The organism is Rhodanobacter sp. KK11, assembly GCF_033345435.1.
In the GTDB taxonomy this organism is placed as follows: domain Bacteria; phylum Pseudomonadota; class Gammaproteobacteria; order Xanthomonadales; family Rhodanobacteraceae; genus Rhodanobacter.
Genome location: NZ_JAWPMI010000002.1, coordinates 17,629 through 37,468, shown reverse-complemented (window position 1 = coordinate 37,468; position 19,840 = coordinate 17,629). Strand labels below are relative to the sequence as shown.

The window sequence follows — 19,840 nt, the reverse complement described above, 5'->3', positions numbered from 1 at the left end:
CGACACGTTGGCGCAGGGCGGCGGCAAAGCCGCTAGGATGGGTGGCAAACCACGGAGGCAGATCATGCAAAGCGGCAATCCGGCGCTCAACAAGAACACCTTCCTCGACGCCGCCAGCGGCGCGGTCTTCACCCGCGACAGCGAGGCGATGACGATCAACGGCACGGTCAACAAGACCGGCCTGCTGCTGATCCTGGTGCTGGTCGGCGCGATGGTCAGCTGGAGCCGCTTCGCCGGCCCCGAGAGCCTGCCGGCGATGCTGCCGCTGATGCTTGGCGGCGCGATCGGCGGTCTGGTGCTGGCCCTGGTCACCGTGTTCAAGAAGACCTGGGCGCCGATCACCGCGCCGCTGTACGCGGTGGCGGAAGGGTTGTTCATCGGTGCGCTGTCGGCGATCTTCGAGATGCGCTACCCCGGCATCGTGATGCAGGCGGTGGGGCTGACCTTCGGCACCATGGCCGCGATGCTGCTGGCCTATCGCAGCGGGCTGATCCGCGCCACCGAGAAGTTCAAGCTCGGCATCGTCGCCGCCACCGGCGGCATCCTGCTGCTGTACCTGGCCAATTTCGCGATGGGCTTCTTCGGCCACTCGATGGGTTTCATCAACGGCAGCAGCGGCGTCGGCATCGCGTTCAGCGTGGTGGTGGTGGTGATCGCGGCGCTCAACCTGATCCTCGACTTCGACCTGATCGAGACCGGCGCCCAGTCCGGCGCGCCGAAGTACATGGAGTGGTACGGCGCGTTCGCGCTGGTGGTCACCCTGGTCTGGCTGTACCTGGAACTGCTGCGCCTGCTGTCGAAGCTGCAGTCGCGCAACTGAGCGATCGCGACAGTTGTTGTTGTAGGAGCGCACCGTGTGCGCGATGCCTTCCGTCACGTGATGGAAGAGCATCGCGCACACGGTGCGCTCCTACATGTTTCCTGCAGGGTTCAGCACTTTCTTCGCCCGCGCCACCACGTTGTCCACCGTGAAGCCGAACTCGCGCAGCAGCACGTCGGCCGGGGCGGAGGCGCCGAAGTGGTCGATGCCGAGCACGTCGCCGCGCGGACCGACGTAACGGTCCCAGCCCTGCGGTGAGCCCAGTTCCACCGCCAGCCGCGCCGAAACAGTGGGCGGCAGTACGGTGTCGCGGTAGCTCTGCGGCTGCGCGTCGAACAGCTCCCAGCTCGGCATCGACACGCAGCGCACGGCGACGCCGTCGGCCTGCAGCTGGTCGGCGGCTGCGACGATCAGGCCGACCTCGGAGCCGCTGGCGATCAGGATCAGGGATGGCTTGCCGTCCGGCGCGTCGCGCAGCACGTAGGCGCCGCGGCGCAGGCCGTCGGCGGCGGCATGGCGCGTGCGGTCCAGCGTGGGCACGTTCTGCCGGGTCAGCGCCAGCAGCACCGGCCGCCGCTTCGTTTCCAGCGCCACCTTCCAGGCCACCGCGGTCTCGTTGGCGTCGGCGGGGCGGATCAGGGTGAGATTGGGGATCGCGCGCAGGCTGGCCAGCTGCTCCACCGGCTGGTGGGTCGGACCGTCCTCGCCCAGCGCCACGCTGTCGTGGGTGAACACGTGCACCACGTGCAGGCCCATCAGCGCGGCCAGGCGGATTGCCGGGCGCATGTAGTCGGAGAAGATCAGGAAGGTGGCGCCATACGGAATGAAGCCGCCGTGCGCGGCGAGCCCGTTGGCGATCGCGCCCATCGCGTGCTCGCGCACGCCGAAGTGCAGGTTGCGCCCGGCGTGGCTCCAGCCGCCGCCATCGGAACCTTGCGCGTCTTCGCCCGGCGCCAGCGGCGGATTGAAGTCGCCCAGCTCCGTCAGTGCGGTGTGGGTGGATGGGTCGAGGTCGGCCGAGCCGCCGCCCAGCGCCGGCAGTTTCGGCGCGATGGCGTTCATCACCTTGCCGCCGGCGACGCGGGTGGCCAGGCCCTTGGCGTCGGCGGGGAACGTCGGGATGTCCGCGTCCCAGCCAACCGGCAGCGCACCATCCAGGCGGCTCTGCAGTTCGCGCGCCAGCTCCGGGAAGGCGTGGGTATAGCCGTCCATACGGCTGTTCCAGGCGCGCTCGGCCTCGACGCCGCGGTCCAGCGCCTCGCGGAAATGCGCCAGCGCCGGCGTCGGCAGCAGGAAGTCCGGTTCGATCGGCCAGCCCAGTTTCTCCTTGGTCTTCCTGACGTCCTCGACGCCCAGCGGCGAGCCGTGCGCCTTGAACGTGTCCTGCTCGGGCGAGCCGTAGCCGATATGCGTGCGCACCAGGATCAGCGAGGGCCGCGCGGTGTCGGCGCGGGCGGCCTCGAGCGCGGCGTCGATCGCTGCCAGGTCGTTGCCGTCGGCCACGTGGATGACTTGCCAGCCGTACGCCTCGAAGCGCTTGCCGCGATCTTCGGAGAAGGTGATGTCGGTGCCGCCGGCCAGCGTCACGTAGTTGTCGTCGTACAGGCACACCAGCTTGCCCAGCTTGAGGTGCCCGGCCAGCGAGGCCGCCTCGCTGGCCACGCCCTCCATCAGGTCGCCGTCGCTGACGATGGCCCAGGTGCGGTGGTCGATCACCGTGTGGCCGTCGCGGTTGTAGCGCGCGGCCAGGTGCGCCTCGCCGATCGCCATGCCCACCGCGTTGGCCAGGCCCTGGCCGAGCGGGCCGGTGGTGACCTCCACGCCCGGCGTGTGGCCGTATTCGGGGTGCCCCGGCGTCTTGCTGCCCCATTGGCGGAACTGCTTCAAGTCGTCCAGCGTGAGGTCGTAGCCGGTGGCGAACAGCAGGCTGTACAGCAGCGCCGAACCGTGGCCGGCGGAGAGCACGAAGCGGTCGCGGTCGGGCCAGTGCGGATTGGCCGGGTTGTGCTTCAGCTGCCGCGTCCACAACGCGTACGCCATCGGCGCGGCGCCCAGCGGCAGGCCGGGGTGGCCGCTGTTGGCCTTCTGCACCATGTCCACCGACAGGAAACGCAGCAGGTCGATGCATTGCTGGTCGAGGGCGTGGGTCATGGTGATACCTCCGGTGGAATGTGTCTGGTAGGAGCCCGCTGGCGATGCTCAGGCCAGCGCAGCGTCGACGATGCCCTGGGCCTCCTTCAGCAGCGCCTGCAGGTGCTCCTCGCTCTTGAAGCTTTCGGCGTAGACCTTGTAGATCGCCTCGGTGCCGGACGGCCGGGCGGCGAACCAGCCGCTGGCGGCGATCGCCTTGATCCCGCCGATCGCGGCGCCGTTGCCGGGCGCGTGGTCCAGCACCTGCTCGATCTTCTCGCCGGCGAGCCGGTCGCTCTTCAACTGCCCGGGCGAGAGCTTCGCCAGCTTCGCCTTCTGCGCCGGCGTGGCGGCGGCATCGACGCGGCTGGTGTACGGCCGGCCCAGTTCGCCGGTCAGGCGCGCGTACAGCTCGCCCGGGTCGCGGCCTTCGCGGGCGGTCATCTCCGCCGCCAGCAACGCCGGCACCAGGCCGTCCTTGTCGGTGGCCCACGCGGTGCCGTCGCGGCGCAGCAGCGAGGCGCCGGCGCTTTCCTCGCAGCCGAAGCCGAGCGAGCCGTCGAACAGGCCCGGCGCGAACCATTTGAAACCGACCGGCACTTCATACAGTCGACGTCCCAGGCGTTTTGCCACGCGGTCGATCAGTGCGGTGCTGACCACGGTCTTGCCCACCGCCGCGTGCGTGCCCCATTGCGGGCGGTGGCGGAACAGGTAGTCGACCAGCACCGACAGGTAATGGTTCGCTTCCATCAGCCCGCTGGAGCGCGTGACGATGCCGTGGCGGTCGTGGTCGGTGTCGCAGGCGAAGGCCACGTCGTAGCGATCCTTCAGGCCGATCAGCCGCTGCATGGCGTACTTCGACGACGGATCCATGCGGATCTTGCCGTCCCAGTCCACGCTCATGAAGGCGAATTGCGGGTCGACCGTCTCGCTGACCACGGTGAGGTCGAGCTTGTAGCGCTCGGCGATCGGCGCCCAGTAGTGCACGCCCGCGCCGCCCAGCGGGTCGACGCCCAAGTGCACGCCGGCGCCGCGGATGACGTCGAAGTCGACGATGTTGGCGAGGTCGGCGACGTAGCTGTCGAGATAGTCGTGCTCGTGCGTGGTGGCCGCCTTGCGCGCCTGCGCGTACGGCATCCGCCGCACTTCCTTCAGGCCGCCTTCGAGCAGGGCGTTGGCGCGGTTCTCCACCCACTTGGTGATGTCGCTGTCGGCCGGGCCGCCGTTGCTGGGGTTGTACTTGAAGCCACCGTTGTCCGGCGGGTTGTGCGAGGGCGTGATCACGATGCCGTCGGCGAGGCCGTTCGAGCGCCCCTTGTTGTAGACCAGGATCGCGTGCGACACCGCCGGCGTCGGCGTGTATTCGCCACCGCTGGAGATCATCGTCTGCACGCCGTTGGCGGCCAGCACTTCCAGCGCGTTCTCGAACGCCGGCTGCGACAGCGCGTGAGTGTCGGCGCCGATGAACAGCGGGCCGTCGATGCCCTTGCCCTGGCGGTACTCGCAGATCGCCTGGCTGATCGCCAGGATGTGCGCCTCGTTGAAGCTGCGTTCGAACGAACTGCCGCGATGGCCGGAAGTGCCGAAGGCCACCCGCTGCGCCGGCACCGAAGGGTCGGGTTGCAGGTCCGCGTACGCGGCCAGCAGCCGCGGGATGTCGACCAGGATCGAGGACGGGGCCGGCTGGCCGGCGAGGGGACTGATGTGTTGACTCATGGGTCTCTCGAGTGACTGTTGGCATGCCCCTCCCCCTGCTCGCAAGGGGAGGTCGGGAGGGGTGGCGCGGACTGGCGAAAGCCGGTCAAGAGCACCCCACCCCAACCCTCCCCTGCAAAGCAGGGGAGGGAGTTCAGGCGGTGTCGCGCAGCTGGCGATAGCGGCGGATCAGTGCGTTGGTGGAGCTGTCGTGGGCGAGCGGCGGCTCGTCCTTCGCGGTCAGCTCGGCGATGGTGGTCTTGGCCAGCTGCTTGCCCAATTCCACACCCCACTGGTCGAACGAGTCGATGTCCCAGATCACGCCCTGCACGAACACGCTGTGCTCGTACAGCGCGATCAGGCTGCCGAGCACGTGCGGCGTCAGCCGCTGCGCCAGGATGGTGCTGCTGGGGCGGTTGCCGGGGAAGGTGCGGTGCGGGGCCAGCGCGGCATCGGTGCCGGCGGCGCGCACTTCCTCGACCGTCTTGCCGAAGGCCAGCGCCTCGCCCTGCGCGATCAGGTTCGCCAGCAGCAGGTCGTGTTGCTGGTCGAGCGGGTTGAGGCTCTGGCCGAAGCCGATGAAGTCGCACGGCACCAGCCGCGTGCCCTGGTGCAGCAGCTGGTAGAACGAGTGCTGGCCATTGGTGCCCGGTTCGCCCCAGTAGATCGGCCCGGTGGCGTAGTCCACGGCGGCGCCGTCCAGGGTGACGCGCTTGCCGTTGCTCTCCATGGTCAGCTGCTGCAGGTAGGCGGGGAAGCGCTTCAGGTACTGCTCGTACGGCAGCACCGCGACGCTGGCGGCGCCGAGGAAGTTGTTGTTCCACACTGCCAGCAGGCCCATCAGCACCGGCAGGTTGCGCTCGAACGGCGCATGGCGGAAATGCTCGTCCATCGCATGGAAGCCGGCCAGCATCGCGCGGAAATGCTCCGCGCCGATCGCCAGCATGGTGGACAGGCCGATCGCCGAATCCATCGAGTAGCGCCCGCCGACCCAGTCCCAGAAGCCGAACATGTTGGCGGTGTCGATGCCGAACTTCGCCACCTCGTCGGCGTTGGTGGACACCGCCACGAAGTGCTTCGCCACCGCCGCCTCGTCGCCCAGTGCTTCGACGCACCACGCCCGCGCGGCGCGCGCGTTGGCCAGCGTCTCCAGCGTGGTGAAGGTCTTCGAGCAGACGATGAACAGCGTCTCGGCCGCGTCCAGCTCGCGCACCGCCTCGGCGAAATCGGTGCCGTCCACGTTGGAGACGAAATGGAAGGTCATCTCGCGCCGGCTGTAGGCGCGCAGCGCCTCGTACGCCATCACCGGGCCCAGGTCGGAGCCGCCGATGCCGATCGAGACCACGTGACGGATGCGCCTGCCGTCATGGCCCCGCCACGCGCCGCTGTGCACCCGCTCGGTGAACGCCGCCATACGCTCGAGCACCGCCTGCACGTCCGCCACCACGTCGTGGCCGTCGAGCAGGATCTTCTCCGCCGCCGGTGCGCGCAGCGCCACGTGCAGCACGGCGCGCTGCTCGGTGGTGTTGATGCGCTCGCCGCGGAACATCGCCTCGATCCGCTGCAGCAGGCCGCGCGCCGTCGCCAGTTCGCGCAGCAGGCGCAGCGCGTCGTCGTCCACGCGCTGCTTGGAGTAGTCGAGGTACAGGCCGACCTCCTCCAGCGCGAAGCGCTCGCCGCGCCGCGGATCGGCGGCGAACCACTCGCGCAGGTGGCGCTGGCCGATCGCGTCGGCATGCCGTTGCAGCGCCTGCCACTGGGGCAGGCGGGTCAGTCGCGGTGCGCTCATGGCAGCTCGGATTCCTTGTCCAGCGCGCTGGCCTTGTCGGCGATCCGCTGCAGCAGCTGCTGCCACGATTTCACGAACGCCTCGGCGCCGTCGCGCTGCAGTTTCAGCGCCAGCGCGTCGAGGTCCACGCCGGCGGCGGCGATCTGCGCCAGCACCGCGTCCGCGTCGCCGCCGTCGTCGGCCAGCACGCCGTGCAGCTGGCCGTGGTCGGCGAATGCGTGCAGGGTTTTTTCCGGCATCGTGTTGATGGTGTCCGGCGCGGCCAGCGCACTGACGTACAGCGTGTCCGGTGCGGACGGATCCTTGACCCCGGTGCTGGCCCACAGCAGGCGCTGCGGCCGGGCGCCGGCGGCGGCGAGTTTCTGCCAGCGCTTCGAGGCCAGCAGCTCACGATAGGCGCGGTAGGTCTGCTGGCCCACCGCGATGCCGAGCTTGTTGTGCAGCGTGTTCGGCAGCTGCTTGTTGGCGGCCACGTCCCAGCGGCTGATGAACAGCGAGGCGACCGAACCCACGCGCGGGTCCAGTCCGGCCTGCAGGCGCCGCTCGATGCCGCGCATGTACGCCTCGGCCACGGCCTGGTACTGCGCGCAGGAGAACAGCAAGGTCACGTTGATCGGGATGCCGAGGAAGATCGCCTCCTCGATCGCCGGCACGCCTTCCGGGGTGCCGGGAATCTTCACGAACAGGTTGTCGCGCCGGCCCTGGTGGTGGATGTGCCGCGCCGCGGCGATCGAGCCGGCGGTATCGGCGGCCAGCAGCGGCGAGACTTCCATCGAGACCCAGCCGTCGACCTGCCCGCTGGCGTCGAACACCGGCTTGAACAGGTCGGCGGCGCGGCGCAGGTCTTCCAGCGCCAGTTCGGTGAACAGCGCCTCGCCACCCATGCCGGAAAGCGTCTTGGCGTGGATGCCGGCGTCGTAGGCGTCGCCGCCGCCGATCGCCGCATCGAAGATGCTCGGGTTGGAGGTCAGTCCGGTGATCGAGTCCTCGGCGATGTAGCGCGCCAGCGTGCCGTCGTCGAGCAAGGTGCGGGTGATGTTGTCCAGCCACAGGCTCTGGCCGAGGTCGTGCAATTGGCGGGTCGCTTTCATGCTTGCTCCGTGTTTCCGATTCGATCGATACGATGATTTCAGTCTGCCGGCAGGTTGATCGCGGGCGCGCTCGGCAGGAAGTCTTCAAGCTTACGCCGGCGCAGATCGCCGATGCACGCGATGGTGAGGTCCGGCGCCGGCTCGACGATTTCACCGGCGCCGGCGGCCGCGTAATGGCCCTGGCGCACGAACACCGTGGTCAGCTTGCGGCCCAGGTGCTGCTTCATCGCGGCCAGCACCTGCGGCTTGTCGTCGACCATCACGTAGTGTGCGGCCGGGTAGCGCTGCTGCATCGCCACCAGCATCTGCTGCTTGTGCACGTAGATCAGCACCTCGCCGCGCAGCGCGGCCCACAGCCCGGCGCGCTGGATCTTGCGCGGCTGGAACACCACGTCGCCGTCGGAAAGGATGGCCGTGGGGCCCAGCGTGCGCAGGTGCGCCACGGTTTCCAGCGCGTGCGGGTACAGCCGGTCGGCGAACGGGTACTCCAGCAGGTAGGCCGACATCTGCAGCAGCGAGGGGTCGTTGTCCAGGCCGGCGCGGAAGCGCTGCAGCGCGCCAAGGTAGTCGGCGACGCCGGATTCCCGGCGCAGCGCCTCGTAGATCGCCCAGTAGCGCTCGCGTTCGCCGGCGCCGAACGCCGCCTCCAGCGTGGCGCCGAGGTCGGCACCGAAGCGGTCGTTGTCGAGCAGGGTGTTGTCCACGTCGAGCAGGAACACCACCGCGGCGGCTTCGGCGGCAGGGCTGCTCAGCATGGCGTGCCCGCCTCCGCCCGCGGGTCGTGCCAGCCTTCGTCGCCGCGCACGATGCGCGCCGCTTCGGGCGGGCCCCAACTGCCCGGCTCGTAGACGTCCACCGCGCCCTCGTGGGCCAGCACGCGATCCACCACCGCCCACGCCGCCTCCACGCATTCGTCGCTGGTGAACAGCGCGTTGTCGCCGCGGATCGCGTCGCCGAGCAGGCGCTGGTACGGCGATTTCTCCGGTGCCTGGTCGTGCCGCACGACCAGTTCCACCGCTTCGCCGCGCATCTCCTCGCCGGGCAGCTTCGCCCGCATGCCCGCGGCGATCACCACCTGCGGGCTGAGCCGGAAGCGGAAGTAGTTCGACTGCGCCGCGCCGACGGCGTCGAACACCGACAGCGGCGGCGTCTTCATGTCCACCATCACCTCGGTGGTGGTGACCGGCAGCTTCTTGCCGGCGCGGATGTGGAACGGCACGCCGGCCCAGCGCCAGGTGTCGATGTGCAGGCGCAGCGCCACGAAGGTCTCCACCTGGGAATCGGCGGCCACGCCGTCGACCACGCGGTAGCCCTTGTACTGGCCGCGTACCACCTCGGCCGGGTCGAGCGGGCGCATCGCGCGGAACAGCCGCAGCTTCTCCGCGCGCAGTGCCGCCGGATCGCTGCCGATCGGCGCGTCCATCGCCAGCAGCGAGGTCACCTGCAGCAGATGGTTCTGCAGCACGTCGCGGATCGCGCCGACGCCTTCGTAGAACGCGCCGCGGCCGTCCACGCCGAACTGCTCGGCCATGGTGATCTGCACGCGGTCCACGTAGCGGTTGTTCCACACCGGCTCCAGCACCGTGTTGGCGAAGCGGAAATACAGAAGGTTCTGCACCGGCTCCTTGCCCAGGTAGTGGTCGATGCGGAAGATCGCCTCCTCCGGGAACACCGCGTGCAACGTGCGGTTGAGCGCCTGCGCCGAGGCCAGGTCGCGGCCGAACGGCTTCTCCACCACGATCCGTGCGTTCTCCGCGCAGCCGGCCTGCTTGAGGTTCTTCGCCACCACGGCGAACAGTTTCGGCGGGATCGCCAGGTAATGCAGCGGCCGTTGCGCCGCGCCCAGCGCCTGCTTCAGCCGCGCGAACGTGGCCGCGTCGTTGTAGTCGCCGTCCACATACTGCAGCCGCGCCGCCAGCTGCGCGAAGGCGGCCTCGTCCACCGCGCCGCCCTGCTCGCGCGCCGCCTGCGCCAGGCTGTCGTGCGCGCGCTGGCGCAGCCGCTCGGTGGTCCAGCCCGAGTGCGCCACGCCGATGATCGGCAGCTCCAGCCCGTCGTGCAGCACCATCGCCTGCAATGCCGGAAAGATCTTCTTGTAGGCCAGGTCGCCGGTGGCGCCGAAAAAGACCAGGGCATCCGAGCGGGGAGTCGGCATGGCGGGGTGTACTCCTTGGGAGCGGCGGCGCGGGGCCGGCGCGGGTCAGTCGGTGCGCCGCGGCGGCGCTGCACCGCGCTGCCGGACACCAGGTTCGCGTGGCAGCGTGCGCGGCGGCAGGTTAAGTCGATGCATAAGCCAGGCCTTGCCGGCGTGGCCGACCATGCGCGTCAGCCATCGACCAGATCGTCGGGAATCAGCGAGTAGACCACCGCGCGCTCGGGCCGGCCATGGAACAGCACGCGGTTGCGCGCCTCCACCTCACGCAGCGCGCCCAGCTTCTCCGCTACCCGCTGGCTGGCCGTGTTGTGCGGCAGCACCACGATCTCCAGCCGGGTCAGGCCGAGCACGTCGAAACCCAGCCGGGCGGCGGCGCGGGCGGCCCGCGTGGCCACGCCGCGATTCCTTGCGCCGTCGCACACCCAGTAGCCGAGGTTGCCCACGCCGTGCGCGCGGTCGATGCGGCTCACCCCGGTGCCGCCGATCAGCGCGCCGGCCGCATCGAACACGCCCAGGGGGAACTCCGACCCGGCCGCCCAGCACGCAAGACTGTGCTCGACCCAGGCGGTTGCATCCGTCAGCGCGTAGTTGTGGCGGCACCAGGGCAGCCAGTACGACAGCGACTCCAGTGAACTGCGCACCGCCCGGTACAGCGGTTCCGCATCGGCCGGCGCCAGTGGCCGGACGACGACGTCCCCTTCGCGCAGCAGGCAGCTCGTCGCAATCCGCCCGGCCACGCCCTGCCCCGCGTCGGCAGCGCTCACCGGGCCGGTCCGGCAGCGTCGGCCTTGGCCGCCGGCTCCGCCGGTTGCCGCACGATGTCGATGGAGATTTCCACCGCCGGCAGCGCACCGCGGTTCTCCAGCCAGTGGAGCGTGTGCCGGTCCTCCGGCCAGCCGAGGCCGGGGCCGTAGTCGGTGGCGACGCCGTCGCGATGATCGGTGATCGTCCCTTGCAGGATGTAGACCAGGCCTGGCCGGTCCCGGTGATCGTGCACGGGCCCGAACACTCCGCCCGGCGCGATGGTGACCTTGCGCATGCGCAACTGGCGTCCCGCCATGCCCTCGATTTCCGCGCCCAGGTCCATGCTCGCCAGCAGCTGGACCGTGACGCCCCGCGTTTCAGCAGCAGTGGTCTGTTTGCCCATGGTGCCTCCGGTGCGATTCCTCGGTCGGCGCGCTGCGCATGCAGTGCGCACGGATGCAGTCTGACACGCGTCGAACCCTCGCGGCACCGGCGTGCACGACGCCACTCGGGCACGACGTGTCGACCGCCAGCGGCCTGCGGGCCCGGCGTGAAAGCCTCATGCCTGGTCCATCCCGTGCGCCAACGCGCCGGGCGATCCGAGCCATCCGCTTTCATTCCACCGTCAGCGCCGCACGGTAAAAACGGTTCAGACCGACCAGAGGAGAACCTGACTAACTAGATGGACGTCCAAACGGCGCTTCGGCTGATCCCCGGGCACCGGACAGTCCGATGAACGAAAGAGGTCTTCGGGTGCGGTTTATCCATAGGTCCGGGTCGGCAGCATCGACTCAGCAAGACCGGTTATGACCAAAGGAAATCCCCTTGCGGAACGGAGGAGTTAAGCGGCGCGCGGGACGCGCGTCCGCTTGGACGATTAGTTAGCTAATCCAAGCCGAGCTACGCTCCTTGATGACCCACCGCCCCTCGACATATTCGAGAACCCAATAGAATCCGGCACCACAAAGAGGGCCGCAGGCGTAAGCAACTTGAACAATTGCAAGGTTGCCATTCGCTGAGTAACCAGGCAACGACAGGCTGAGGATGCCGCTTGACCCTGGAAAGGTTCGGTAGAAGCCATCCCATCCCGCACGGGTGCCATCTACCGTCTTTCGCTTCATTGCGCTGTTTAAGCTGCGATCAGAGGCCAGCCTGACTGATGGACAGAGGCTTATGTTCGGGAGCCGATGCGGGGATGTGTTGCGCGCTCTTAACGACTTTATGGCATCACGGTCAAGGGTTTCCGGGAACGACGTAACGACGATTGTGTCAGTTTGGTCCGGGATAACTTGATACTTGCCGTCAGGTTGTCCTGTGGCACGAGAACACTCTGCCTGCGCGATAGCCGAAAGCACCGGCACATCTTGCTGCGCTGAATCTGTCGCATGACAAGCCGCTGACGTGGCTAACAGTGCGACATAGAAGCTGGCTTGGCGGAGGATCATGTCAGAGCTAACGAGGTTGTAGAAAAACCTCCGCCGATCTTGCTTCAATACCCCCACGTGGACAAGGGGATCGGCATGGCGCGTTACCGGCACATCGACATGAGTCCGCGGCTGTTGCCGGTGGATCTGCAGGCGCAGCTGGTGCCGGGATCATTTGCCCATGCCGTGCACCACCGGGTCGATCAGCTGGATCTGTCCGCCTTCGATGCGCATTACCGCAATGACGACAGCGGCGCGCCGGCCCATGCGCCGACGATGTTGCTCAAGGCCGTGCTGCTGGCGTATGCCCAAGGCATGGTGAGCTCCCGCGCGATCGAGCGCGCCTGCCGCGACAACGTGCTGTTCATCGCCCTGACCGGCGACGCCAAGCCGCACTTCACCACCATCGCGGACTTCGTCAGCCGCTCGCGCGAGGCGATCGCGAGCGTCTTTGCCCAGGTGCTCGCCCTGCTTGATGGAGAAGGCCTGATCGGTCGCGAGATGTTCGCCATCGATGGCGTGAAGCTGCCCTCCAACGCCTCCAAACATCGCTCCGGCACCCGCGCCGAGTTCCTCGCGCAGGCGCAGAAGATGGAGCGCGCGGCGACCACCATGCTGGAGCGCCACCAGCTCAACGATGCCGGCGCGGCCGAAGGCGCGCGGGATGCCAAGGCCGCCGAACGCATCGAGCGCCTTACTCGCGAGGCAACGAAGATTCGCCGATGGCTGGCCGATCATCCGGAAGATCGACCCGGTTCGCGCGGCAAGGTTCGCAAGTCCAATCGCACCGACAACGAATCGGCCAAGCTGGCCACCGACAAGGGCGTGATCCAGGGCTACTGCGGCGTGGCCGTGGTCGATGCCAGGCATCAGGTCATCGTCGAGGCTTCGGCTCACGGTACCGGCGCGGAACAGGAACTGTTGCTCCCTGTGCTGGAAGCCTGCGCCGGGCAGCGCACGGCCACCACGCTGATCACCGCCGATGCCGGCTATCACTCCGAGGCCAACCTCGTGGCGCTGGCCGAAAAGCACATCGACGCGTTGATCGCCGACAACGCCATGCGCCGGCGCGACGAACGTTTCGCCGGGCAGGACAAGCACCTGGCCAAGCCCGATCCACTGCACGACAAGACACGCCAACCGACCAAGCCGCGCCTGTTCGGCAGCGAGGATTTCATCATCGCGCCGGACCAGACCTATGCGATCTGCCCGGCCGGGAAACGCCTGCATCGCAACGGCAAGGACTGCACGATCGGCGGCTATGCCGCGATCAAGTTCCGCGCACCAGAAGCTGCCTGCCAAGGTTGCCCGCTGCGTACGACGTGCTTGCGAAAACCTGAGACCACGCGCTCGCGACAAGTCGCCGTACTCACCCGCAAGGCCGAACCCACCCACAGCCAGCGCATGCGCGAGCGCATCGACAGCGCGTGGGGACGCGAACAGTACGGGCGACGATTCGCCACCGTCGAACCCGTCTTCGGCAACGTGCGCGCCAACAAGCGACTCAACCGCTTCACCCTTCGCGGCCAGGCGAAGGTGGATGGCCAATGGAAGTTGTTTGCATTGGTCCACAACATCGAGAAGTGGGCGAACTGCCGCAAGGCGGCCTGAGCGGCACAAGGCGCGCCATGGCCGCCTTGGACGCCTACCCACCGCGCCAGATCAAGCCGGCAACCCGCAACGCGAAGTCCCTGGAAACCACGCCGTCGAGTGACGAGATGCAACAGCCGTTATTTTGGCCGTCTGTCCGTCCGTGCAAAGGGGTTTTTCTACAGCCTCAACGCCTGAATTAAGCCGCGCCGCGAAGCGGCGTCGGCTTGAATGAATTGTTAGGCCGCTAGCAGCGACCCTTGAGGTAAAAGGCACAAGCCCTAGCGTCAGAGGCTACGGCTGAGTCTTGGCTGGACGCAAGGTCCTTGACGAGCTGCAGCTCGCGGTTGCCACCAATCACTGCTGCGACTTGGATGGCGCGCCTAGCCAGTTCAGGTAGTTCCGATTGCATGGCAGCGTTGACAGCAAGAACAGCGCGCTCTTTAAAGGACGGAATTGATGAGGCGAGCTCTCCGACAATGTCTTGCAGGTGAGTGACGCCGACGTAACCGGCGGGCTCGCTGCGTGTCTGGCCCCACGTGAAGGAAGGGCCTTGTGGCCCGCGGGTTACAAGCCAAAGCCAAATTTCATCTGTCGGGTCGCCGCCGAGCCGGAGAATTTCATTTGCGAGGGCTTGGTTCACCAGAATTTATCCATAGCGGCCTAACGCTGGAGTTAAGCGGCGGCGAAGCCGTCCGCCTTGAACGAATTGTTAGCGCACGGCTTTTTGCACAAGTGACGGGTTATCCAACAGGAGCGGCGCGTGGTGGTGGCCTGTAAACGCTGATAAAAGTTTACCCTCTAAAGTCACGGACTGACCCAGCTCTGGACTTAGTTGCTCGTACTGTCGCTGTTGCAAGATGAGCTGCACCAAGGTGACGTTCTGCCTTGGCTCGGAAACGCTTGAGCCCAACTCGCCAATGGTACAGATCGGAGACTTCAATTGGAGGTAGAAGCCAGTCTCGGGCTCGTCTCCAGCTCCGACGCTTTCAAAGTTTGGTCTGCCTGGAAATGTTAGCCGCACGAGCGTCCCGGTTATGACAGAAATAGCGGGCGGGTATGACAAACATGCCGAAATCACCTTTTGCGGTGTAAAGGCAAGCAAGATTGCGGCAGCAAAGAAGAAGTTTTGGGTTTTCATCGGCGCTAACGCTCAAGTTAAGCCGAATTGCAGCGCGTAGCCGTCAACATGGCAAGCTGTACCTGCCATGTTGACGGCGTAGCGATGCAATTTCGGCTTGAACGCAATGTTAGGCCGCCAAGTGTCATGGATGGGATACGGCGAGCTTGGCCTGCAACTCCGCTACCTGTGCGCGGAGGGTTGCGTTCTCGGAAGAAAGTGCTTGCACGTTGTCTTGGCAGGATATGTTTGCCGCAGCCATTGAGCCGACATATCCGGCCGCAGGTATCCGGACGGTAGATCCATCTCGGCGGGTCACGGTAGTGCAGCCGGCGAGAGCTGTTAACGACAGAACTACGGAAGCGGCAACGGCTGTTCTGAGTAGCGATGTCTTAAGCATGTTATCCCCCTTGCGATGCTGTTTAGCGGCCTAACGCTTGAGCTAACCGGCGCGAACCCGCGCAGCGGGTTTGCGTCCGGTTGAGCGAATAGTTAGGCGCGCATTAGTTGCTCGCCTTTTCGAGGTTGTACAGAAACTCGTGATGCTCGCCACCGACTTCCACGTCCAATCGGACCTGCTGCCGTGTGCTGGTAACACTCGGTAACGACACCATCACAACGCCACCGTACCACGTCCCAGGAAACACGGTTTGCTTCTTGAGTATCGTTGACGATAAGGCCCGTAAGTTCTCCTGCCCTTGTTCTGCCAATGCTGCAAATCGTGCGCTAGTGTTGGCATTTGCTACATTTTGCGCCGCCTGCGCTGCGGCATAATTGTATGTGGTGCTCGAATAATTTCCATACCCGTAGGCGCTTACACCATTGCTGGCATATGCGGACCCCGAATAGGTTCCGTAGGTATGTGAATACCCAGCATTCGCTGCGTTTATTGAGTCCGTAGCGCCAGCGAGCGCGACGGCAAATGCCGCCCATGCTTGACGCCGCTTTTCTTGTGCTACTAGCTGGTCGTAGGTATAAACGTGTAGTGCTTCCACTCGCCCATTTACCGTATCGGACGCAGATACGTTTTCCGTTGAGAAGACCAAGTCATTTGTCAGCCCGTTGTGTACGGCGATTACGAATGCACCCTGATCCCCACTTTTAATCCTGTTGCTACGCGGCGTCACGGCAACCGTGTTTAGCTGTGTGGATATGATCGTGTTTTGGCCGTCTTGAAAGACAGACCGCTCACCACGGGATGGCACGGCGGTCAGTGAACCGTAGGTGGCGCAACCCTGTAGGCTACAAAGAACGAGCGCAACGGCTCCCAACATTAAAAGCTTCACGGCGATTCCCCTTGTGCAAGGCGTCTGGACCGCGTGCCGACGGCGCGGCCACGCAGTGATTGGATACGTGGCAACAACACACGCACCTACTTTTCACACGCAATGATCGTGCCAGATTTGGTAGCGCCCTAACGCTGGAGTTAAGCGGCGGCGCAGCCGTCCGCCTTGAACGAAATGTTAGAACTCAACGACGTGTACATCGCCGGCGAGCTCACCCGAGAGCTGCTCTGCAAGAAAGATAGCATCTTGAAGGCTTTCGTCTGGGCCGTGAGACGCCGTAAGCATGAAGTAGGGACTTGAACCATCACCGACACAAAGATCGTCGATGACATCCTCGATCTGTGAGGCATCGACGCCACAGATGCCCACATATTTGACCCGCTCCTGGATCCACTGCGAAACGATCACGCTAAGTTCGGGGCGGTAGCCTTGCAACGAATGAAGAACAATCTTGCGTGCAGTGGCCATTGAGTTCTAACGCTGGAGTTAAGCGGCGGCGAAGCCGTCCGCCTTGAACGAATTGTTAGGCCACGTGCCGGGGCTGAGCAAGATGCTCTTTGCCTTTGGCAGTGGCGGTGAATGCAGCCGTGCAATTGTGTTGTGAACTGATTGGTGCCCGGGTGCGGAAGTAGACGCGACCTTGCTGATTGATGCGCCAGCGTATGAGTCCTAGCGCGGATAAGCGCCCGGTGATGGATGACAGTTCTTGAAAGCTGACGTTGCGCTCGTAGTAGGTGCCGAGCACCGGCCGAGCTGTCTTGAAGTGGACGAACTCGTCCTCTGCCATGGCTAGGACGCTGTCTTCGATAGCCGTGAGAAGGAACGTGTCCATGTTGCCTAACGCTGGAGTTAAGCGGCGGCGCAGCCGTCCGCCTTGAACGAAATGTTAGAACTCAACGACGTGTACATCGCCGGCGAGCTCACCCGAGAGCTGCTCTGCAAGAAAGATAGCATCTTGAAGGCTTTCGTCTGGGCCGTGAGACGCCGTAAGCATGAAGTAGGGACTTGAACCATCACCGACACAAAGATCGTCGATGACATCCTCGATCTGTGAGGCATCGACGCCACAGATGCCCACATATTTGACCCGCTCCTGGATCCACTGCGAAACGATCACGCTAAGTTCGGGGCGGTAGCCTTGCAACGAATGAAGAACAATCTTGCGTGCAGTGGCCATTGAGTTCTAACGCTAGAGTTAAGCGGCGGCGAAGCCGTCCGCCTTGAACGAACTGTTAGGCCCCACCATTACGATATTTGGCGAGGAATGGCACAACCATGCTTGTACGCCCAATAGGTGGCGATTGAAGCTGCTACCAATCCCGTGGCACCGGCCCAGCCAAGTGCGCTGAGGTACGACGGGTTGTCGCCGTGCCGAAGCCATTCCAGAAGTGCCAGCGCTGTGCACGCAATTGAGAACACGATAGTGAAGCGCCGCAACCAGAACCTGAGAAGAACCATGGGCATCGATTTCCTTTTCTTGTGGGGCCTAACGCTGGAGTTAAGCGGCGCCGGTACGGCGTCCGCTTGGACGAAATGTTATGCCTGCCGCGATGCAGAAGACCAAGCCCGAAAGCAAGCCTAACGCGCCACACAACAGGATGCTTGCCCCGCTGGGTGGAATGTGCGGACCAGTTAGCCAGCCAAAAAATGGTATGGCGATAATTGCTGCAAGGACTGCACCGCTGCAAACAAGGGGAAAGGTGAGTACACCTAGTGCCTTGAGACACAGTACGTAAGGAAGGCCGAAGATGAGCATGGCCGCGTAGGTGACCGCAAGAACGACAACGAAGAAGGCGAACAGAACAGGCCAGTCTTTGAGACCGCCAGTACCCTCTTTAAAGAGAACGGCGAAAACTGACCAAAGGACAAAAGTGAGCGGTACAGCCCATGGCGTAACCAGCACGGCAAACCAGATCGGACGACGATGTTGGCTCATAGAGGCATAACGCTGGAATTAAGCGGCGGCGCAGCCGTCCGCTTGGATGACGGGTTAGGTGCCACAGCGCGCTACGCTACGCCGTTGAACCCAAGGTCGTAAAACGTCTTGGTCTTTGGATTGTATTTGAGTTCGAAGTAGCAGGTGCCACCGTCTAGCACTTGCAAGAACCGTTTGGCCGCATACGCGTCAGGAGCGCTGCAGAAGGCGTTGATGAAGATGAATTTGCCGTCTCGATTGCCACGACCTTGAAACTGAAACGAGTAGCTTGACCAAGGTTTGAGTTCACGGCGCTGGTCGCGCGCTTGGGCAACCACGTATGGTTGCAGCGCTGCTCGCAACTGAGCCACAGCACCTTGATCGGGAGTCCATGTGCCGCCCGCTATGGGGAACCATGACCCGACGAGGAATGCTGCAATGGCGAGCGAACTTCCCATGGCACCTAACGCTGGAGTTAAGCGGCGCGCGGCTTTTCGCGCGTCCGCTTGGACGACGGGTTAGGCCTGCCCGCAGAGCTGCTCGGAGAGGCCTGCTTTACCTCGTAGGGACTAGCACGTTTTGGAAAAATTGCGGGTGGAAAGTACGAAACCCAGTACTCTGCCTGACCGCGACAAGTTTGCAAGAACCATTGCTCACTGCGGAAGCCGCTGTTGCCCGAAACGACTGTGCCGACTTTTGTGAGCGATACAGCGCACGACGACCCAAGGCCTGTCTTGATAAGACCGAGCCAATTCGATTCGAGAGTGTCTGGAGCCGCCGCTGACCAAGCAGGAAGCGATAGCGCGAGCGCCAGAACAAGGATTCGTGTTGCCATGCTCATAGGGCCTAACGCTGGAGTTAAGCGGCGGCGAAGCCGTCCGCCTTGAACGAGTGGTTAGCCTGCGTACCCGCAACCGCTATGCTTTGAACGGGAGCTAAAGCTTACGACATGATCGTGTGGGTCGACAGACGATGACGAAGACCAAATTTGATACTGAGTCACTTGCCTGTGGGTTAACAGCGAAGCGAGACTAGCCCCACCATGTCCCGGCGCTACCGGTGGCGACAGAGTGAAGGAAACCACCAAACGGTGTGACGTGGCTCCAGAGCCCACCAGGTATTGAACCTGATGTAGCGACTCGGCACTGGATGCTAGGACGCAATGAACGCCCGTTGTGACCAGGATAGGCTCAAGCTCACTTGGAGAAGCCAAGGGCAAACCTTTGATATCTCCGATGTGGGCGGTGTCGCCTTGAAAAAAAGCGATTAGCGCATTGCCTTGAGCGTCCGTAATTTCGCCAAGACCGACGCCGCCAGCAACGACGTAGTGAGCGCCGAGTAGGAGGCCCACGGTCGTAAGAATCACGGTATATGCGAATCGGCTCATGAGGGCTAACGCTAGAGTTAAGCGGCGGCGAAGCCGTCCGCCTTGAACGAGTTGTTAGGCCTGCCTCGGCCTACATTTGCCCGCTACGCTATATCTAAAACACCCTCAAGTTTAGTTGCGAGCTCGTTGAACTCGCGGCCCCATCCGCACTCCATCGAGAGCTCCTGAAGGTTGGCCGTGGGAAGGAGCAGATACTTCACTTGGTCTGTTGAGGGGTTGGCTAGGAGCGCGTCTATGTCGTGGAGAGCCCTGCCACGGTCCCCGTACATGCCACCCTCTCCACCGGCCTCAACTCTCGCTCGGAGTTCTAAGAGAATCGTTCGTGCGATTGAGTCGATATCCATAAGGCCTAACGCTGGAGTTAAGCGGCGGCGAAGCCGTCCGCCTTGAACGAAATGTTAGAGGTCACGCGGCTTAGCGGAACCCCGGCCTTGATGTTCTGGAAGTGGCTCATCCACCTCGCGGAGCACATCGCCAGTGACAGGATCTACAACTTTTTTGATGTAACGCTTGGCTACGTGATCAACAAGCTGGTCAACTTTGACGAAGCGACGAAGAGACACGCTCCATGAGTCGCCGTTGACAGATTCGAAGAGAAGCCCCTTGCTCCGTGACAAACCGCCGGCGTAACCCTTTGTACGCATCTCCGCGCCGGCAACGAATCCGGACGTTAGCGACTCTTCGGAAACTTGTC

19 protein-coding genes are annotated in these 19,840 nt (G+C 64.5%); 3 read left to right on the top strand and 16 right to left on the bottom strand.

Translation table 11 applies throughout. From position 1 onward, the window contains the following. Positions 1-64 precede the first annotated feature (64 nt). Positions 65-820, top strand: a complete 756-nt coding sequence (locus R5H19_RS06585; protein WP_318158194.1) for a Bax inhibitor-1/YccA family protein — start codon at positions 65-67, stop codon at positions 818-820. A gap of 90 nt (positions 821-910) precedes the next feature. Here the strand turns inward: R5H19_RS06585 and tkt are convergent, their stop codons facing one another. From tkt to R5H19_RS06545, 8 genes are all read right to left on the bottom strand, one after another. After that, entirely contained in the window at positions 911-2,971 is a 2,061-nt protein-coding gene (gene tkt, locus R5H19_RS06580) for a transketolase (protein ID WP_318158193.1), read from the bottom strand. A 48-nt stretch (positions 2,972-3,019) separates the two neighbouring features. Continuing rightward, positions 3,020-4,666: a phosphoglucomutase (alpha-D-glucose-1,6-bisphosphate-dependent) gene (pgm, locus tag R5H19_RS06575; RefSeq protein ID WP_318158192.1), complete on the bottom strand. Its 1,647-nt coding sequence runs from the start codon at positions 4,664-4,666 to the stop codon at positions 3,020-3,022. A gap of 133 nt (positions 4,667-4,799) precedes the next feature. Then, the gene (gene pgi, locus R5H19_RS06570) at positions 4,800-6,434 is read right to left on the bottom strand and encodes a glucose-6-phosphate isomerase (RefSeq protein ID WP_318158191.1); all 1,635 of its coding nucleotides are present in this window, start codon (positions 6,432-6,434) and stop codon (positions 4,800-4,802) included. Next, entirely contained in the window at positions 6,431-7,525 is a 1,095-nt protein-coding gene (gene tal, locus R5H19_RS06565; protein ID WP_318158190.1) for a transaldolase, read from the bottom strand. The genes pgi and tal overlap by 4 nt, the downstream gene beginning before the upstream one ends. A gap of 38 nt (positions 7,526-7,563) precedes the next feature. Beyond that, positions 7,564-8,280, bottom strand: coding sequence for an HAD family hydrolase (locus tag R5H19_RS06560; RefSeq protein WP_318158189.1), 717 nt, complete (start codon positions 8,278-8,280; stop codon positions 7,564-7,566). Continuing rightward, the gene (zwf, locus tag R5H19_RS06555) at positions 8,274-9,680 is read right to left on the bottom strand and encodes a glucose-6-phosphate dehydrogenase (RefSeq protein ID WP_318158188.1); all 1,407 of its coding nucleotides are present in this window, start codon (positions 9,678-9,680) and stop codon (positions 8,274-8,276) included. The genes R5H19_RS06560 and zwf overlap by 7 nt, the downstream gene beginning before the upstream one ends. Before the next feature lie 170 nt (positions 9,681-9,850). Continuing rightward, positions 9,851-10,444 carry a GNAT family N-acetyltransferase gene (locus R5H19_RS06550; protein WP_318158187.1) on the bottom strand — a complete coding sequence of 198 codons (594 nt, stop codon included), beginning with the start codon at positions 10,442-10,444 and terminating at the stop codon, positions 9,851-9,853. Further along, a complete protein-coding gene (locus R5H19_RS06545) occupies positions 10,441-10,827 on the bottom strand; it encodes a cupin domain-containing protein (protein ID WP_318158186.1) in 387 nt (128 codons plus the stop codon). The genes R5H19_RS06550 and R5H19_RS06545 overlap by 4 nt, the downstream gene beginning before the upstream one ends. Positions 10,828-11,944: 1,117 nt before the next feature. Here R5H19_RS06545 and R5H19_RS06540 point away from each other — a divergent pair. Beyond that, positions 11,945-13,459: an IS1182 family transposase gene (locus R5H19_RS06540; RefSeq protein ID WP_318158185.1), complete on the top strand. Its 1,515-nt coding sequence runs from the start codon at positions 11,945-11,947 to the stop codon at positions 13,457-13,459. Positions 13,460-14,150: 691 nt separating this feature from the next. On the opposite strand, the gene R5H19_RS06535 is transcribed toward R5H19_RS06540, so the two are convergent. The 8 genes from R5H19_RS06535 to R5H19_RS06500 all read right to left on the bottom strand — a co-directional run bounded on the left by R5H19_RS06535 (position 14,151) and on the right by R5H19_RS06500 (position 19,490). Further along, a complete protein-coding gene (locus R5H19_RS06535; protein WP_318158184.1) occupies positions 14,151-14,579 on the bottom strand; it encodes a DUF4431 domain-containing protein in 429 nt (142 codons plus the stop codon). Between the two features lie 482 nt (positions 14,580-15,061). Next, positions 15,062-15,844 (bottom strand): hypothetical protein, encoded by a 783-nt coding sequence (locus tag R5H19_RS06530; protein WP_155950232.1) that lies wholly within the window; start codon positions 15,842-15,844, stop codon positions 15,062-15,064. Positions 15,845-16,021: 177 nt separating this feature from the next. Further along, on the bottom strand, positions 16,022-16,312 hold the full coding sequence (locus R5H19_RS06525) for a hypothetical protein (RefSeq protein WP_318158180.1): 291 nt from the start codon (positions 16,310-16,312) through the stop codon (positions 16,022-16,024). 55 nt (positions 16,313-16,367) lie between these two features. Continuing rightward, positions 16,368-16,676, bottom strand: coding sequence for a hypothetical protein (locus R5H19_RS06520; protein WP_318158181.1), 309 nt, complete (start codon positions 16,674-16,676; stop codon positions 16,368-16,370). A 54-nt stretch (positions 16,677-16,730) separates the two neighbouring features. Then, positions 16,731-17,021 carry a hypothetical protein gene (locus R5H19_RS06515; RefSeq protein ID WP_318158180.1) on the bottom strand — a complete coding sequence of 97 codons (291 nt, stop codon included), beginning with the start codon at positions 17,019-17,021 and terminating at the stop codon, positions 16,731-16,733. A gap of 321 nt (positions 17,022-17,342) precedes the next feature. Next, positions 17,343-17,780, bottom strand: coding sequence for a hypothetical protein (locus R5H19_RS06510; RefSeq protein WP_318158179.1), 438 nt, complete (start codon positions 17,778-17,780; stop codon positions 17,343-17,345). A gap of 71 nt (positions 17,781-17,851) precedes the next feature. Beyond that, positions 17,852-18,217, bottom strand: coding sequence for a hypothetical protein (locus R5H19_RS06505; RefSeq protein ID WP_318158178.1), 366 nt, complete (start codon positions 18,215-18,217; stop codon positions 17,852-17,854). Between the two features lie 1,012 nt (positions 18,218-19,229). Further along, on the bottom strand, positions 19,230-19,490 hold the full coding sequence (locus R5H19_RS06500) for a hypothetical protein (protein WP_318158177.1): 261 nt from the start codon (positions 19,488-19,490) through the stop codon (positions 19,230-19,232). A gap of 42 nt (positions 19,491-19,532) precedes the next feature. On the opposite strand from R5H19_RS06500, the gene R5H19_RS06495 reads away from it, so the two are divergent. Next, positions 19,533-19,718 carry a hypothetical protein gene (locus R5H19_RS06495; RefSeq protein ID WP_318158176.1) on the top strand — a complete coding sequence of 62 codons (186 nt, stop codon included), beginning with the start codon at positions 19,533-19,535 and terminating at the stop codon, positions 19,716-19,718. Positions 19,719-19,840 lie beyond the last annotated feature (122 nt).

What these genes read in the sequence shown, in the direction of transcription:
- pgi (WP_318158191.1), bottom strand. Translation starts at nt 6,434, where the DNA reads ATGAGCGCACCGCGACTGACCCGCCTGCCCCAGTGGCAGGCGCTGCAA.
- tal (WP_318158190.1), bottom strand. Translation starts at nt 7,525, where the DNA reads ATGAAAGCGACCCGCCAATTGCACGACCTCGGCCAGAGCCTGTGGCTG.
- R5H19_RS06535 (WP_318158184.1), bottom strand. Translation starts at nt 14,579, where the DNA reads ATGAAAACCCAAAACTTCTTCTTTGCTGCCGCAATCTTGCTTGCCTTT.
- R5H19_RS06515 (WP_318158180.1), bottom strand. Translation starts at nt 17,021, where the DNA reads ATGGCCACTGCACGCAAGATTGTTCTTCATTCGTTGCAAGGCTACCGC.
- R5H19_RS06525 (WP_318158180.1), bottom strand. Translation starts at nt 16,312, where the DNA reads ATGGCCACTGCACGCAAGATTGTTCTTCATTCGTTGCAAGGCTACCGC.
- R5H19_RS06585 (WP_318158194.1), top strand. Translation starts at nt 65, where the DNA reads ATGCAAAGCGGCAATCCGGCGCTCAACAAGAACACCTTCCTCGACGCC.
- pgm (WP_318158192.1), bottom strand. Translation starts at nt 4,666, where the DNA reads ATGAGTCAACACATCAGTCCCCTCGCCGGCCAGCCGGCCCCGTCCTCG.
- R5H19_RS06520 (WP_318158181.1), bottom strand. Translation starts at nt 16,676, where the DNA reads ATGGACACGTTCCTTCTCACGGCTATCGAAGACAGCGTCCTAGCCATG.
- R5H19_RS06510 (WP_318158179.1), bottom strand. Translation starts at nt 17,780, where the DNA reads ATGAGCCAACATCGTCGTCCGATCTGGTTTGCCGTGCTGGTTACGCCA.
- R5H19_RS06560 (WP_318158189.1), bottom strand. Translation starts at nt 8,280, where the DNA reads ATGCTGAGCAGCCCTGCCGCCGAAGCCGCCGCGGTGGTGTTCCTGCTC.
- R5H19_RS06500 (WP_318158177.1), bottom strand. Translation starts at nt 19,490, where the DNA reads ATGGATATCGACTCAATCGCACGAACGATTCTCTTAGAACTCCGAGCG.
- tkt (WP_318158193.1), bottom strand. Translation starts at nt 2,971, where the DNA reads ATGACCCACGCCCTCGACCAGCAATGCATCGACCTGCTGCGTTTCCTG.
- zwf (WP_318158188.1), bottom strand. Translation starts at nt 9,680, where the DNA reads ATGCCGACTCCCCGCTCGGATGCCCTGGTCTTTTTCGGCGCCACCGGC.
- R5H19_RS06545 (WP_318158186.1), bottom strand. Translation starts at nt 10,827, where the DNA reads ATGGGCAAACAGACCACTGCTGCTGAAACGCGGGGCGTCACGGTCCAG.
- R5H19_RS06505 (WP_318158178.1), bottom strand. Translation starts at nt 18,217, where the DNA reads ATGGGAAGTTCGCTCGCCATTGCAGCATTCCTCGTCGGGTCATGGTTC.
- R5H19_RS06540 (WP_318158185.1), top strand. Translation starts at nt 11,945, where the DNA reads ATGGCGCGTTACCGGCACATCGACATGAGTCCGCGGCTGTTGCCGGTG.